The sequence below is a fragment of the Micromonospora echinofusca genome, assembly GCF_900091445.1.
GTDB classification, from domain to species: Bacteria; Actinomycetota; Actinomycetes; order Mycobacteriales; family Micromonosporaceae; genus Micromonospora; species Micromonospora echinofusca.
Genome location: NZ_LT607733.1, coordinates 4,008,310 through 4,022,409, shown reverse-complemented (window position 1 = coordinate 4,022,409; position 14,100 = coordinate 4,008,310). Strand labels below are relative to the sequence as shown.

The window sequence follows — 14,100 nt, the reverse complement described above, 5'->3', positions numbered from 1 at the left end:
TGAGCGCGAGGAGTGAGCTTGCGAGCCCCGCAGTCGGGAACGAGGGCGGTGTGGTGAGCGCGAGGAGTGAGCTTGCGAGCCCCGCAGTCGGGAACGACGCAGGCGCCGTGAGCGCGAGCAGTGGATCCGCGGGCCCCGCGGTCGTCAACCAGGAAGGCAGGGCCGCCGGATGAGCACGCTCGTCGAGCGTTGGGCGCAGTCCATGATGGACAACTACGGTACGCCGCCGCTCGCCCTCGTCTCCGGCTCCGGCGCCGTCGTGGTCGACGACGCCGGCCGGGAGTACGTCGACTTCGTCGGCGGCATCGCGGTCAACGCGCTCGGGCACGCCCATCCGGCGGTGGTGGCGGCCGTGTCGAAGCAGGTAGCCACCCTCGGGCACGTCTCCAACCTGTACGTCGCCGAGCCGCCGGTGGCCCTCGCCGAGCTGCTGCTGGCCCTGGCCGGGCGGCCCGGACGGGTCTTCTTCGCCAACTCAGGCGCGGAGGCCAACGAGGCGGCGTTCAAGCTGTCGCGGCTCACCGGCCGCTCGCACGTGGTCGCCACCCGGGGCGGCTTCCACGGGCGCACCATGGGCGCGCTCGCCCTCACCGGCCAGCCGGCCAAGGCCGACCCGTTCCGCCCGCTGCCCGGCGAGGTGACGCACGTCGACTACGGCGACGTGGCCGCCCTGGAGGCGGCGGTCAGCGACGCCACCGCCATGCTGATCCTGGAGCCGGTGCAGGGGGAGAACGGCGTGGTGGTCCCGCCGGCCGGCTACCTGGCCGCCGCGCGGCGGATCACCGCCCGGCACGGCGCGCTGCTGGTGCTCGACGAGGTGCAGACCGGCGTCGGGCGTACGGGCCACTGGTTCGCGCACCAGGCCGATGGTGTCGAGCCCGACGTGGTGACCCTGGCCAAGGGGCTCGGCGGCGGGCTGCCGATCGGCGCCTGCCTGGCCTTCGGCCGCGCCGCCGAACTGCTCGCCCCCGGCTCCCACGGCACCACCTTCGGCGGCAACCCGGTGAGTTGCGCCGCCGCCCTCGCGGTGGTGTCGACCATCGCCAGCGAAGGGCTGCTCGACCACGTCAAGCGGGTCGGCGAGCGGCTGCGCCGGGGGATCGAGGCGCTGGGCCACCCGCTGGTCGACGGCGTACGCGGCGCCGGCCTGCTGCTCGGTGTGGTGCTGGCCGCGCCCGTCGCGAAGGTGCTCGCCGAGGCGCTGCGCGAGGCCGGCTTCCTGGTCAACCCGGTGCAGCCCGGCGTGGTACGGCTCGCCCCGCCGCTGATCCTCACCGTCGCCCAGGCCGACGCCCTCCTGGCCGCCCTCCCCGCCGCCCTGGACGCCGCAACCCCCGCCGCCGCCGGCTCCGTCCCGACCGCCGGCCCCGTCCCGACCGCCGGCTCCGTCCCGACCGCCGGCTCCGTCCCGACCGCCGGCCCCGTCCCGACCCCTGCCGCCACCCCCGATCCCGTTTCAGATCTTGGTACGAATCGGCCCCTGGAGGGGCCGGAACCTACCAAGATCTCGACGCCGACCGCGCCGACCGTAGCGGCGATGCCGAACGCTACGGAGGCGAGCGCGTGATCCGGCACTTCCTGCGCGACGACGACCTGACCCCCGCCGAGCAGTCGGCCGTGCTCGACCTCGCGGCGCGGATGAAGGCCGACCGGTTCGGTCACCGGCCGCTGGCCGGGCCCCGGTCGGTGGCGGTGCTCTTCGACAAGCAGAGCCTGCGTACCCGGTTCTCGTTCGACGTCGGCATCGCGGAGCTGGGCGGGCATCCGCTCGTGGTGGACACCCAGGTCACCCACTTCGGGCGGGGCGAGACCCTCGCCGACGCCGGCCGGGTGCTGTCCCGCTACGTGGCGGCGATCGTGCTGCGTACCCACGGCGACGACCGGATCGCCGAGGTCGCCGACGGCGCGTCCGTGCCGGTGGTCAACGCGCTGACCGACGGCTTCCACCCCTGTCAGCTCCTGGCCGACCTGCTCACCGTCCGCGAGCACTGCGGCGGCACCGTCGGGCGGACGCTGGCGTACGTGGGGGACGCCGCGAACAACCTGGCCCACTCGTACCTGCTGGCCGGGGCGATGGCCGGCATGCACGTCCGGGTCGCCGGGCCGGTCGGCTTCGGCCCCGACCCGGAGGTGGTCGACCGGGCTGCCAAGATCGCCGACGGGACGGGGGGCTCGGTGCGGGCGCTGACCGATCCGGTGGCGGCGGTGGCCGGCGCCGACGTGGTCGCCACGGACACCTGGACCTCGATGGGCCAGGAGGACGACGGGCTGGACCGGATCACCCCGTTCCTGCCGTACCAGGTCAACGCCGCGCTGCTCGGGCACGCCGCGCCCGGCGCCGTCGTGCTGCACTGCCTGCCCGCGCACCGGGGCGAGGAGATCACCGACGAGGTGCTCGACGGCCCGCAGAGCGTGGTGTTCGACCAGGCGGAGAATCGACTGCACGCCCAGAAGGCGCTGCTGACGTTCCTCCTCGGGGCCGCGCCCGCCGCCCCGGACGCAGCAGGGCCGGGCGTCGCCGCCACCAGGGAGACACCATGACCGCCCCGCTGACCCGCGCCGCCCGGCACGCCCGCATCGTCGAGCTGATCCGCGACAAGGCGATCCACTCGCAGACCGAGCTGGCCGACCTGCTCTCCGGCGACGGCATCCAGGTCACCCAGGCCACGCTCTCCCGGGACCTCAAGGAGTTGGGCGCGGTCACCGCGCGCGGCGGCGACGGGCGGGCCGTCTACCTGATCCCCGAGGACGGCCACCGGCCGCTGCGCGACGCGGAGGCGGCGCCGGCCCGGCTGGTCCGGCTGCTGCGCGAGCTGCTCAACGGGGTCGACGCCAGCGGCAACATCGCCGTGCTGCGCACCCCGCCGGGCGCAGCCCACTACCTGGCCAGCGCGTTGGACCGGGCGGGCCTGCCCGAGATCGTCGGCACCATCGCCGGCGACGACACCATCCTCGTCGTGGCCCGCGAGGCCGTCGGCGGCGCCGCGCTCGGCGACAAGCTCACCGGGTGGGCCCGCCGGGAGGAGAACGTGGAAGGGAACGCCACACCATGACCGAGCGGGTCGTACTCGCCTATTCGGGAGGGCTGGACACCTCCGTCGCCATTCCCTACCTGGCCGACCGGACCGGCGCCGAGGTGATCGCGGTGGCGGTCGACGTCGGGCAGGGCGGCGAGGACCTCGACGCCATCCGGCGGCGCGCGCTGGACTGCGGCGCCGTGGAGTCCGAGGTCATCGACGCGCGCGACGAGTTCGCCGCCGGGTACTGCCTGCCGGCCATCCGCGCGAACGCGCTCTACATGGACCGCTACCCGCTGGTCTCCGCGCTGTCCCGGCCGCTGATCGTCAAGCACCTGGTGGCCGCGGCCCGCAGGCACGGCGGCACCATCGTGTCGCACGGCTGCACCGGCAAGGGCAACGACCAGGTCCGCTTCGAGGTCGGCCTCGGCGCGCTCGCGCCCGACCTGAGGATCGTCGCGCCGGCCCGGGACTTCGCGTGGACCCGGGACAAGGCGATCGCCTTCGCCGAGGAGAAGGGGCTGCCGATCGACGTGTCGGCGAAGTCGCCGTACTCCGTCGACCAGAACCTGTGGGGCCGCGCCGTCGAGACGGGCTTCCTGGAGGACATCTGGAACGCACCCGTCGAGGAGCTGTACGCGTACACCTGCGACCCGGCGCAGGAGCGCGACCCCGACGAGGTCGTGATCACCTTCGACGCCGGCGTCCCGGTGGCGATCGACGGCGAGACCGTCACCCCGTACCAGGCGATCCTGGAGCTCAACCGGCGCGCGGGCGCCCAGGGCGTCGGCCGGCTCGACATGGTCGAGGACCGCCTCGTGGGCATCAAGAGCCGCGAGGTGTACGAGGCGCCCGGCGCGATCGCGCTGGTCACCGCCCACCAGGAGTTGGAGGCGGTGACCGTGGAGCGGGACCTGGCCCGGTTCAAGCGCGGCGTCGACCAGCGCTGGGGCGAGTTGGTCTACGACGGCCTGTGGTTCTCCCCGCTGAAGCGCTCCCTGGACGCGTTCATCGACGACGCGCAGCGCCACGTCACCGGCGAGGTACGGCTGGTCCTGCACGGCGGTCGGGCCACCGTCTCCGGGCGCCGCTCGGAGGCCAGCCTGTACGACTTCGGCATGGCCACCTACGACACCGGCGACACCTTCGACCAGTCCCTGGCCAAGGGCTTCGTGCAGCTCTGGGGCCTGCCGAGCAAGCTGGCCGCCGCGCGGGACGCCCGGCTGGGAGGCTGCTGAGCATGGGCACCACAATGGGCGGCGTGGACGACAAGAGCCTGACCGAGAACAGCGCCGCGACCAACCGCACGAGCCTGTGGGGTGGCCGGTTCGCCGGCGGCCCCGCCGAGGCCCTGGCCCGCCTGTCGGTGAGCGTGCAGTTCGACTGGCGACTGGCCCCGTACGACATCGCGGCGTCCCGCGCGCACGCCCGCGTGCTCGCGGGGGCCGGCCTGCTCGACCCGGAGGAGCTGGGCCGCATCCTCGCCGCCCTGGACGACCTGGAGGCGGCCTGCGCCTCCGGGCAGTTCCGTCCCACGGTCGACGACGAGGACGTGCACACCGCCCTGGAGCGCGGGCTGCTGGAGCGGCTCGGCAGCCTCGGCGGCAAGCTGCGCGCCGGCCGCTCCCGCAACGACCAGGTCGCCACCGACCTGCGGCTCTACCTGCGCGACCACGCCCGGGGCGTGGCCGGCCGGCTGGTCGAGCTGGCCGAGGCCCTGGTGGAGCAGGCCGAGCGGCACGTGGAGACGGCCGCGCCCGGCATGACGCACCTGCAGCACGCCCAGCCGGTCACCTTCGGGCACTGGCTGCTGGCGCACGTGCAGCCGCTGCTGCGTGACCTGGAGCGGTTGCGTGACTGGGACCACCGCACGGCGGTCAGCCCGCTCGGCGCGGGCGCGCTCGCCGGCTCCGGCCTGCCGCTGGACCCGGTGGCCGTCTCCAAGGAGCTGGGCTTCCGCACGTCCTTCGCCAACTCGATGGACGCCGTGGCCGACCGGGACTTCGTCGCGGAGTTCCTCTTCGTCACCGCGATGACCGGGGTGCACCTGTCCCGCCTCGGCGAGGAGGTGGTGCTCTGGACGTCGCAGGAGTTCGGCTGGGTGGAGCTGGACGACGCGTTCGCCACCGGCTCGTCGATCATGCCGCAGAAGAAGAACGCGGACATCGCCGAGCTGGCCCGGGGCAAGTCCGGTCGGCTCGTCGGCGGGCTGATGAGCGTGCTGACCATGCTCAAGGGCCTGCCGATGACCTACGACCGGGACATGCAGGAGGACAAGGAGCCGGCCTTCGACGCGGTCGACACCCTGGAGCTGCTGCTGCCCGCACTCGCCGGGATGATCTCCACGATGACCGTACGCGCCGACCGCCTCGTCGCGGCAGCGCCGGTGGGCTTCTCCCTCGCCACCGAGGTGGCCGACTGGCTGGTCCGCCGCAACGTGCCGTTCCGCGACGCGCACGAGATCACCGGCAAGCTGGTGGCGCTCTGTGTGGCCCGGGACTGCGCCCTCGACGAGGTCAGCGACGACGACCTCGCGGCGGTCAGCGAGCACCTCGACCCGTCGGTGCGCGACGTGCTCTCGGTCCGCTCGGCGCTCGCCGCCCGGATCACGCCCGGCTCGACCGGCCCCGGGCCGGTCGCCGACCAACTCGCCACCGCGGCCGACCAGCTCGTCGGCTGGCGGGAGTGGGCCGCCGAGCGGGTCGTACCGCGCTGAGTCGCCGACCCCGCGCGGCGCCGGGTGGCGCCGCGCGGGGTTCAGCCCGCCGGGCGTTCGCGCTTCGGCAGTTTCGCCACCACGGCGTCGTACGAGGCGTCGACCGCCTCGATCAGCTCCTCGTCGTCGATCCCGCCGGCCAGGCGCAGCCTGTTCCAGCCGGAGCGTCCGATGTACGGCGACGGCCGTGCGTCGCCCGGGTGCCGGTGCAGCCACTCGTCGGCCACCTCCCGGCTCGGCCCGCACTTCACCCCGACCGTCGGGTCGTCGGCCCCGGAGGAGCCCAGGAAGGCGAAGATCCGGCTGCCGACCTTCACCACCTCGTCGTCCTCCCACGGCTGGTCCAGCCGGGCGCCCGGCTTGCCCAGGCAGTACGCCAGCATCTCCTCGCGCGTCATCGCGTCCTCCTCGACACCGCTCCCGGGCCCAGTCTCGCCCATCGGCGGGGTCAGTCGGTGGTGGCGGTGCGGGCGGAGAGTCGTTCGTAGCGCTGTTTGGCGGCCTGCGCGCTGCCCAGCCCGAGCCCGTACGCGATCTGCTGCCAGGTCAGCCCGCGGCTGCGGGCCAGCGTCAGCAGGCCCGCCTCCATCGTGTCGACCTCGGCACGCAGGTGCGGCACGAGGGTGAGCGCCGCGACGAGGTCCGCGTCGTCGACCGGCTCCTCGCCGGGCTCGACCGCGGCCCCGCCGGCGGCCAGGGCGGTGACCAGCGCGACCGCCTCGTAGGTGTCCGGCAGGTAGGGGTTGGTGTGCCGGCGGCGGCGCGCCTCGGTGTCGGCGTGCCGCTCGCTGATGCGGTGCAGCGCGGCGTACGTGCGGTGCGCCCGGGACGCGCCGGCGTCGGGCGGGGTGAAGGAGTCGGTCATCCCCACACTCCAGCATGCCAATGATTCGTTGTCAACGAGATGTTGATACGCGGTCGGCGCCGGCCGCCGCCGGGGGATAGGGTCGTTGCCGTGGTGGCGTACTCCGACCGTCGCCCCGCCGACCTCGCGGGGCTGGCCGACCTGCTCGCCGGGGACGTGGTGCCGGCGGCGCGCGGCCTGCTGGGCTGCCGACTCACCGCCGGCGGCGTCACCGTCCGCGTCACCGAGGTCGAGGCGTACGCCGGGACGGCCGGCGACCCGGCGTCGCACGCGCACCGGGGCCGCACCCCGCGCAACGCCGTCATGTTCGGGCCGGCGGGGCACGCCTACGTCTACTTCACCTACGGCATGCACTGGTGCATGAACGTCGTCACCGGGCCGGACGGGGAGGCCTCGGCGGTGCTGCTGCGCGCCGGCGAGGTGGTCGACGGCGTCGAGGCGGCCCGCGCCCGGCGCCCCGCCGTACGCCGGGACGTCGACCTGGCGCGCGGGCCCGCCCGGCTCTGTGCGGCGCTGGGTATCGACAAGGGCGCCTACGGCCGCTGGCTGCTCGGCGACGGCCCCGTCCGGCTGCGCCCGGCCGACGCCCCGGTGCCCGCGGAGGCGGTCGCGGCCGGGCCCCGGGTGGGCGTGACCGGCGCGCACGACGTGCCGTGGCGGTTCTGGATCGCCGGCGATGCCACCGTGAGCGCCTACCGCCGGCACGTGCCGCGCAGCCGCTGACCTGCCCGGGGCGCCTGCCGCGCGATCGGCGCGGGCGGCGTGACGGCGGCCACCGGCGGCGCCTCCGCCGGCGGAATAGTTGACTCGTCAAATATGTTGTGCCGTGCGTCCGGGAGCCGTACGGGCCCCGGCCAGGGACGACACGAGGAGCTGGTCATGCAGTTCGGAGTCTTCACCGTCGGCGACGTCACGGTCGACCCGACCACCGGTCGCGAGCCGACCGAGCATGAGCGGATCAAGGCGATGGTCGCCATCGCGCTCAAGGCCGAGGAGGTCGGCCTCGACGTCTTCGCCACCGGTGAGCACCACAACCCGCCGTTCGTGCCGTCGTCACCCACCACCATGCTGGGCTTCATCGCCGCCCGCACCGAGCGCCTGCTGCTCTCCACCTCCACCACGCTGATCACCACCAACGACCCGGTGAAGATCGCCGAGGACTACGCGATGCTCCAGCACCTCTCGGACGGCCGGGTGGACCTGATGATGGGGCGCGGCAACACCGGGCCCGTCTACCCGTGGTTCGGCCAGGACATCCGCAACGGCATCCCCCTCGCCATCGAGAACTACGACCTGCTGCACCGGCTCTGGCGTGAGGACGTCGTCGACTGGAAGGGCCGCTTCCGCACCCCGTTGCAGTCGTTCACGTCGACGCCGCGTCCGCTCGACGGCGTGCCACCGTTCGTCTGGCACGGCTCGATCCGCAGCCCGGAGATCGCCGAGCAGGCCGCCTACTACGGCGACGGCTTCTTCGCCAACCACATCTTCTGGCCCCCGGAGCACACGCAGCGGATGGTCGAGCTCTACCGGCAGCGCTACGCCCACTACGGCCACGGCTCCGCCGACCAGGCCATCGTGGGCCTCGGCGGGCAGGTGTTCATGCGGCGCAACTCGCAGGACGCGGTGCGGGAGTTCCGGCCGTACTTCGACAACGCGCCCGTCTACGGCCACGGCCCTTCGCTGGAGGAGTTCACCGCCCAGACGCCGCTGACCGTGGGCAGCCCGCAGCAGGTCATCGACCGCACGCTGGGCTTCCGCGACTACGTCGGCGACTACCAGCGCCAACTGTTCCTCATGGACCACGCCGGCCTGCCGCTGAAGACCGTGCTGGAGCAGCTCGACCTGCTCGGCGAGGAGGTCGTGCCCGTGCTGCGCAAGGAGTTCGAGTCGCTGCGCCCGGCGCACGTGCCCGCCGCGCCCACCCACGCGGCGCTGCGGGACGCCGAGCGGGCCGGGGCGGAGGCCGGCCGATGAGCAGCCGTACCCTCGCCGTGGTGTCGGCCGGGCTGGGGCAGCCCTCGTCGACCCGGCTGCTCGCCGACCAGCTCGCCGCAGCCACCCGCGACGAGCTGGCCCGGCGCGGCGACGACGTCGACGTACGCCCCGTGGAGCTGCGCGAGCACGCCCACGACGTCGTCAACCACCTGCTGACCGGCTTCCCGTCGCCCGCACTGCGCCAGGTGCTCGACACGGTCACCGGCGCGGACGGGCTGATCGCCGTCACGCCGATCTTCCACGCCTCGTACAACGGGCTGTTCAAGTCGTTCTTCGACCTGGTCGGGCCCGGCGCGCTGGCGGACCGGCCGGTGCTGGCCGGGGCCACCGGCGGAACGGCCCGGCACTCGCTGGCGCTGGAGCACGCCGTCCGGCCGATGTTCGCCCACCTGCGCTCGATCGTGGTGCCCACCGCCGTCTTCGCCGCCCCGGAGGACTGGTCCGTCGGGGTCGCCGACGGCGCGCTGCGGGCGCGGATCGTCCGCGCCGGCAACGAGCTGGCCGAGCAGGTCCACCGGCGGCCGGCGTCCGCCGGTCCCGCCGACCCGTTCGCGCTCACCACCAGCTTCGACGAGCTGCTCGGCGGCCGGGACCGCTGAGGGCCGCCGGCCCGCCGACCCCACCCGGGGCCGGCGGGCCGGGGCACGTCAGCGGGCGTGAGCGTACGGGCGGGCCACCAGCACCGGGCAGCGCGCGTGCTGCACGAGGGCCTGGCTGACCGACCCGAGCAGCAGCCCGGCGAAGCCGCCCCGGCCCCGTGAGCCGACCACCACCAGCGCCGCGTCCGCGCTGGCCTCGACGAGCGCCTGCTCGGCCTTCGGCGCCCGGAGCACCCGCGCCTCGACGGCCAGCCCCGGGTGGCTGCCCCGCACGGCCGCCTCGGCGGTGGCCAGCAGCTCGGCGGACTCCGCGTCCGGCGTCCGGGGCCCCCCGTCCGCCGGGCCGTCCCCGTCGGGCGGCTGGACGTGCACCAGCACCAGCCCGTCACCGCGGCGGGTCGCCTCGTCGGCCGCGTACCCCACCGCCAGCTCGGCGGACTCCGACCCGTCCACCCCGACCAGCACCGGCCCGGCGACGGGGATCGGCTCCTCGGCGGGGCGCACCACCAGCACCGGGCAGTGCGCGTGTGCGGCCACCTGCGTGCCGACCGAGCCGAGCAGCAGCCCGGCGAAGCCGCCCAGCCCCCGGCTGCCCACCACCACCAGCTCGGCCCGTCGGGACTCCTCGACCAAGGTCGCCCCCGGCCCGCCCGCCACCTGGCGCACCTCGACGGTCAGCCCCGGACAACGCCCCTCGAGGTCGACGGCCGTGTGTTCCAACATCTTCTGCGCCTCCTCGGTCGGCGCCGGCAACCCCACGTCGTACGGGTTGATCGGCACGCCGTAGCCGAGCGGGTGCAGGTAGCCGTGCACCAGGTGCAGGGGGCGCGACCGCAGCACGGCGGCCCGCGCGGCGTGCTCCGCCGCCAGCAGGCTCGCCGGGGATCCGTCCACACCCGCCACCACGGGTCGGTTCATGAGCCCTCCCAGAGGTCGATCAGGTCATTGTCGACGCGGCACCGCCGGGGCGCCGGCATTTGCGCCGACGCCGTCGCGCCGGCCGGGGGAGCGGCCGACGCGACGGCGTCGTGGTGCGGTGGCCGGGTCAGGACGCGTCGACCTGCTTGGGGTGCCGCACGATCACCAGCGGGCAGTGCGCGTGGTGCAGGACCGCGTGGCTGACCGAGCCGAGCAGCAGCCCGCCCAGCGCGCCCCGCCCGCGCGCGCCCACGACCACCAGCTGGGCCTTCTTCGACTCCTCGACCAGTACGCCGCCGGGGGAGCCGCGGACCAGCCGGTGCTGCGCCGGCACGTCGGGGTAGCGCTCGGCGAAGCCGGCGAGAGCCTCCGCGAGGGCGCGCTCCTCGTCCGCGGCGAGGGCGTCCAGGTCGTAGACCAGGGGCAGGATGTCGCCCGGGCCGACCGGCGTCGGGTAGAGCCAGGCCTGCACCGCGACCAGCGGGGCGCCCCGGCGGCTCGCCTCCTCGAAGGCGAACGCGACGGCCTCGAGGGAGCACTCGGAGCCGTCGACGCCCACCACGACCGGGCCGTCGGCGCGCTGCTCGCCGCGCACCACCAGGACGGGGACCTCCGCGTGGGCGGCGACCTGCACGGTGACGGAGCCGAGCAGCAGCCCGGCGAAACCGCCCAGGCCCCGGTGGCCCAGCACCAGCAGGGCGGCGTCCCGGGACTCGGCGAGCAGGACGGGAGTCGCCGCGCCGTCGACCACCACGCCGGTCACCGGCACGTCCGGGGCGGTCTTGTTGGCCTCGGCGATGGCCTCGGCGACGAACCGCTCGGCCTGGTTGCGCAGGCCGGCGCCGGCCGGCGCGCCCTCCGCGGCGCCGAGCGGGGCGCGCGTCAGGGGCCAGATGAAGGCGTGTACGACCCGCAGCGGACGCTGCCGGTCGGCCGCCTCCCGCGCCGCCACCCGGACCGCGTCCAGTGCGGCGGCCGAACCGTCCACACCCACCACGACGGGGGCACCGGTCTTGATGGTCATCGACTCCTCCTTCTGTCCGACTCCAGCCTGCTCCCTCCGAACGCTACCGGTCAGGGTCGGGCGTCCCGACCGGTGGGACCTTGGTCCCGAATCGCAGGCCAGCGGGCATCGGCGGCCTCCGTCCCCGCGCCCGTCCCGGCGGCGTCCGTCCCGGCGGCGTCCGTCCCCACGCCCGTCGGGGTGCCGCCGGCCGGCCGGCGGGCCAGCCGCAGCACCAGCCCGGGCAGCACACTGACGGCGGCGCAGGCCAGCAGCTCCGACGCGCCGAGCGGCTCGGTGCCGAGCAGCTCCCGCAGCGGAGGCAGCAGCACCCCGGCGACCTGGAGCAGCGCGGAGACCGCCACCGCGACCGGCAGCGCCCAGTTGCCGTGCCGGGCGCCGCGTGGTCGCGGCGCCCGTACCGCGAGCGCCACCCCGAGCTGGGCCAGGCCGAGCACCACGAAGACCACCGACTGCCAGGGCCGGTCCCAGTGCGCGGCGAGCACCCCGGCGCCGAGCACCACGGCGGCGATCAGCGCGCCGGTGACCAGCACGTCGCGGCCCAGGCCGGCACCGAGCACCGACTCGGACGGGGAGCGCGGTGCCCGACGCAGCGTGCCCGGCTCCGCCGGCTCCGCGCCCAGCGCCACCCCCGGCACGCCGTGGGTGAGCAGGTTCACCCAGAGGATCTGCGCCGGCAGCAGCGGCACGGCCAGCCCGAACAGCGGACCGAGCAGCATCACCGCGATCTCGGCGACCCCGCCGGAGAGCGCGTAGCGCAGGAACCGGCGGATGTTGTCGTAGATGCGGCGGCCCTCGCCGATCGCGGCGGCGACGGTGGACAGGTCGTCGTCGACGAGCACCAGGTCGGCGGCCTGCCGGGCGACCTCCGTGCCGCCGCCCATCGCCACCCCGATGTCGGCCCGGCGCAGCGCCGGAGCGTCGTTCACCCCGTCGCCGGTCATCGCCACCACGTGCCCCCGCGACTGGAGGCCGGCGATGATGTCGAGCTTCTGTTCCGGCTGGGTCCGCGCGAACACCCGTACCTGTGGGTGCGCCCGCGCCGGGTCGCCGTCGTCCCCGCGTACGACCGGGTCGCCCTCGCGCCAGAGCCCGAGCTGGCCGCCGATCGCCGCGGCGGTGGCGGGGTGGTCGCCGGTGATCAGCACCAGCCGGACCCCGGCGTCGTCGAAGCTGCCCGCGATGTCGGCCGCGCCCGTTCGCAACGGGTCGCCGACGGCGACCAGCCCCACGGGCCGCAGCCCGACCGGCCGGGCGGGGTCGGCCGGCGGCGCGTCCACCACGGTGGACGCGACCGCCAGCACCCGCAGCCCCTCGGCGGCCAGCCGGTGCGCGGCGGCGGTCAGCTCGGCGATCTCCTCGGCGGAGGCGTCGACCAGCGGCGCGGCCAGTACGTTCTCCGGGGCGCCCTTGCACACCACCAGGTACCGCTGGTCGCAGGAGCGGTGCACGGTGGTCATCCGGCGCAGCTCCTGGTCGAAGGGATGCTCGGCGACGCGCGGCCACGCCGACCGGGTGCGCTCCGGGTCGAGCCCGCACCGGGCGGCGAAGGCGACCAACGCCGCCTCCAGCGGGTCCCCGACGGCCGTCCACTCCGGCCGCTCGTCGGTGGGCGGCGCCAGGGTCGCGTCGTTGCAGAGCAGCCCGGCCCGCGCCAGGCGGCGCAGGTCGTCCGGTACGGCCACCGGCGCGCCCCGCTGGTGCACCCCGCCATGCGGCGCGTAGCCGCTGCCGGTGACGCCGTAGCGGGAACCGTCGCCGGTGACGGCGTGCTGCACCGCCATCCGGCCCTCGGTCAGCGTGCCGGTCTTGTCCGAGGCGATGACGGTGACGGAACCGAGCGTCTCGACCGCGTGCAGCCGGCGGGGGATCGCCCGCGCCCCGGCCATCCGGCGCGCGCCGAGGGCCAGGGCGAGGGTGACGACCGCCGGCAGCGACTCCGGCACGGCCGCCACCACCAGGCTCACCGCGGTGACCGCCATGTCGACCACCGGCCGCCCGCCGACGACGCCGATGACGAAGACCAGTCCCGAGAGCACCACCGCGGCGAAGCCGAGCATCCGGCCGAGCCCCGCGAGGCGGCGCTGCAACGGGGTGGCGGCGGGCCGGGTGGACGCCACCAGGGCGGTGATCCGGCCGAGCGCGCTGGCGGCGCCCGTGCGTACCACCGTGCCGGTGGCCCGCCCGGTGGTGACCACCGTCCCCGCGCTGGCCTCCTCGCCCGCGCTGCGCGCCACCGGCACCGACTCGCCGGTCAGCGCCGACTCGTCGACGCTCAGCCGCGCCGCCTCGTCGAGCAGCAGGTCGGCGGGGACCACGTCGCCCGCCTCGACGCGCACCAGGTCGCCACGGACGAGGTCGGCGGCGGGCAGGACCATGTCGCGGCCGTCCCGTACGACCCGGGCCGTAGGCGCGGCGAGCTGGTCCAACGCGGCGATCGCCCGGTCCGCGCGGACCTCCTGCACCACCCCGATGGCGGTGTTCACCAGCACCACCAGCACGATCACCGCGGTGTCCGGGTAGTCGCGCAGCACGGCGGTGACCACGGCGGCGGCCAGCAGCAACGCCACCAGCGGATCGGTGAGCTGGTGCAGGACCCGGCCGCCCAGGTGCCGGCGGGGCGGCGCGACCGCAGCGTTCGGCCCGTCCGCGCGCAGCCGCGCGGCGGCCTCCGCCGCGCTGAGCCCGGCCGCCGGCCTGGTCGAGGTGTCAGCGGGCACCGGTACGCCCCGTGGTTCGCCGCCGTCCGGACTGTCCCACATCGTCCTCCACCCTGCCGTGGCGCCGTCGCGGCGCACCCTGCCGATTCCACCCTCGCCCCTCTCGTGCGGCACCCGCCAGGGGAGTTGCGCCCGCGCGACCCGGGACCAACGGCCCTGCCGCCCGCACCCGCCGCGCGGTCCAATGGGGAGCCGGAACGACCCGTCGCGGGCACCGGTGACCGCCGGCCCCGCCCGACGAAAGGG

At 75.5% G+C, this 14,100-nt stretch carries 13 protein-coding genes; 8 read left to right on the top strand and 5 right to left on the bottom strand.

The window, feature by feature from the left end; all coding sequences use genetic code 11:
* Window positions 1-169 precede the first annotated feature (169 nt).
* From GA0070610_RS16900 to argH, 5 genes are read left to right on the top strand one after another with little or no spacing between them, the layout of a single operon-like run.
* Window positions 170-1,567: an acetylornithine transaminase gene (locus tag GA0070610_RS16900; protein WP_231925637.1), complete on the top strand. Its 1,398-nt coding sequence runs from the start codon at window positions 170-172 to the stop codon at window positions 1,565-1,567.
* Window positions 1,564-2,541 carry an ornithine carbamoyltransferase gene (argF, locus tag GA0070610_RS16895; protein WP_089000932.1) on the top strand — a complete coding sequence of 326 codons (978 nt, stop codon included), beginning with the start codon at window positions 1,564-1,566 and terminating at the stop codon, window positions 2,539-2,541. Before GA0070610_RS16900 ends, argF begins: the two co-directional genes overlap by 4 nt.
* A complete protein-coding gene (locus GA0070610_RS16890) occupies window positions 2,538-3,053 on the top strand; it encodes an arginine repressor (RefSeq protein ID WP_089000931.1) in 516 nt (171 codons plus the stop codon). Before argF ends, GA0070610_RS16890 begins: the two co-directional genes overlap by 4 nt.
* Window positions 3,050-4,255, top strand: a complete 1,206-nt coding sequence (locus GA0070610_RS16885) for an argininosuccinate synthase (RefSeq protein WP_089000930.1) — start codon at window positions 3,050-3,052, stop codon at window positions 4,253-4,255. Before GA0070610_RS16890 ends, GA0070610_RS16885 begins: the two co-directional genes overlap by 4 nt.
* A 14-nt stretch (window positions 4,256-4,269) precedes the next feature.
* Window positions 4,270-5,733, top strand: a complete 1,464-nt coding sequence (gene argH, locus GA0070610_RS16880) for an argininosuccinate lyase (protein ID WP_089000929.1) — start codon at window positions 4,270-4,272, stop codon at window positions 5,731-5,733.
* 41 nt (window positions 5,734-5,774) lie between these two features.
* Here argH and GA0070610_RS16875 read toward each other — a convergent pair whose 3' ends face one another.
* On the bottom strand, window positions 5,775-6,131 hold the full coding sequence (locus GA0070610_RS16875; protein ID WP_089000928.1) for an MmcQ/YjbR family DNA-binding protein: 357 nt from the start codon (window positions 6,129-6,131) through the stop codon (window positions 5,775-5,777).
* A gap of 50 nt (window positions 6,132-6,181) precedes the next feature.
* Entirely contained in the window at window positions 6,182-6,598 is a 417-nt protein-coding gene (locus GA0070610_RS16870; protein ID WP_089000927.1) for a DNA-binding protein, read from the bottom strand.
* A 93-nt stretch (window positions 6,599-6,691) separates the two neighbouring features.
* On the opposite strand from GA0070610_RS16870, the gene GA0070610_RS16865 reads away from it, so the two are divergent.
* The 3 genes from GA0070610_RS16865 to GA0070610_RS16855 all read left to right on the top strand — a co-directional run bounded on the left by GA0070610_RS16865 (window position 6,692) and on the right by GA0070610_RS16855 (window position 9,192).
* Entirely contained in the window at window positions 6,692-7,321 is a 630-nt protein-coding gene (locus GA0070610_RS16865; protein WP_392567328.1) for a DNA-3-methyladenine glycosylase, read from the top strand.
* Window positions 7,322-7,477: 156 nt separating this feature from the next.
* On the top strand, window positions 7,478-8,572 hold the full coding sequence (locus GA0070610_RS16860) for an LLM class flavin-dependent oxidoreductase (RefSeq protein ID WP_089000925.1): 1,095 nt from the start codon (window positions 7,478-7,480) through the stop codon (window positions 8,570-8,572).
* A complete protein-coding gene (locus tag GA0070610_RS16855) occupies window positions 8,569-9,192 on the top strand; it encodes an FMN reductase (protein ID WP_089000924.1) in 624 nt (207 codons plus the stop codon). Before GA0070610_RS16860 ends, GA0070610_RS16855 begins: the two co-directional genes overlap by 4 nt.
* Window positions 9,193-9,240: 48 nt before the next feature.
* On the opposite strand, the gene GA0070610_RS16850 is transcribed toward GA0070610_RS16855, so the two are convergent.
* The 3 genes from GA0070610_RS16850 to GA0070610_RS16840 form a co-directional block, all read right to left on the bottom strand.
* Entirely contained in the window at window positions 9,241-10,110 is an 870-nt protein-coding gene (locus GA0070610_RS16850) for a universal stress protein (protein ID WP_089000923.1), read from the bottom strand.
* Between the two features lie 127 nt (window positions 10,111-10,237).
* Window positions 10,238-11,134 (bottom strand): universal stress protein, encoded by an 897-nt coding sequence (locus GA0070610_RS16845; RefSeq protein WP_089000922.1) that lies wholly within the window; start codon window positions 11,132-11,134, stop codon window positions 10,238-10,240.
* 50 nt (window positions 11,135-11,184) lie between these two features.
* Window positions 11,185-13,896, bottom strand: a complete 2,712-nt coding sequence (locus GA0070610_RS16840) for a cation-translocating P-type ATPase (RefSeq protein WP_089000921.1) — start codon at window positions 13,894-13,896, stop codon at window positions 11,185-11,187.
* Window positions 13,897-14,100: the final 204 nt, after the last annotated feature.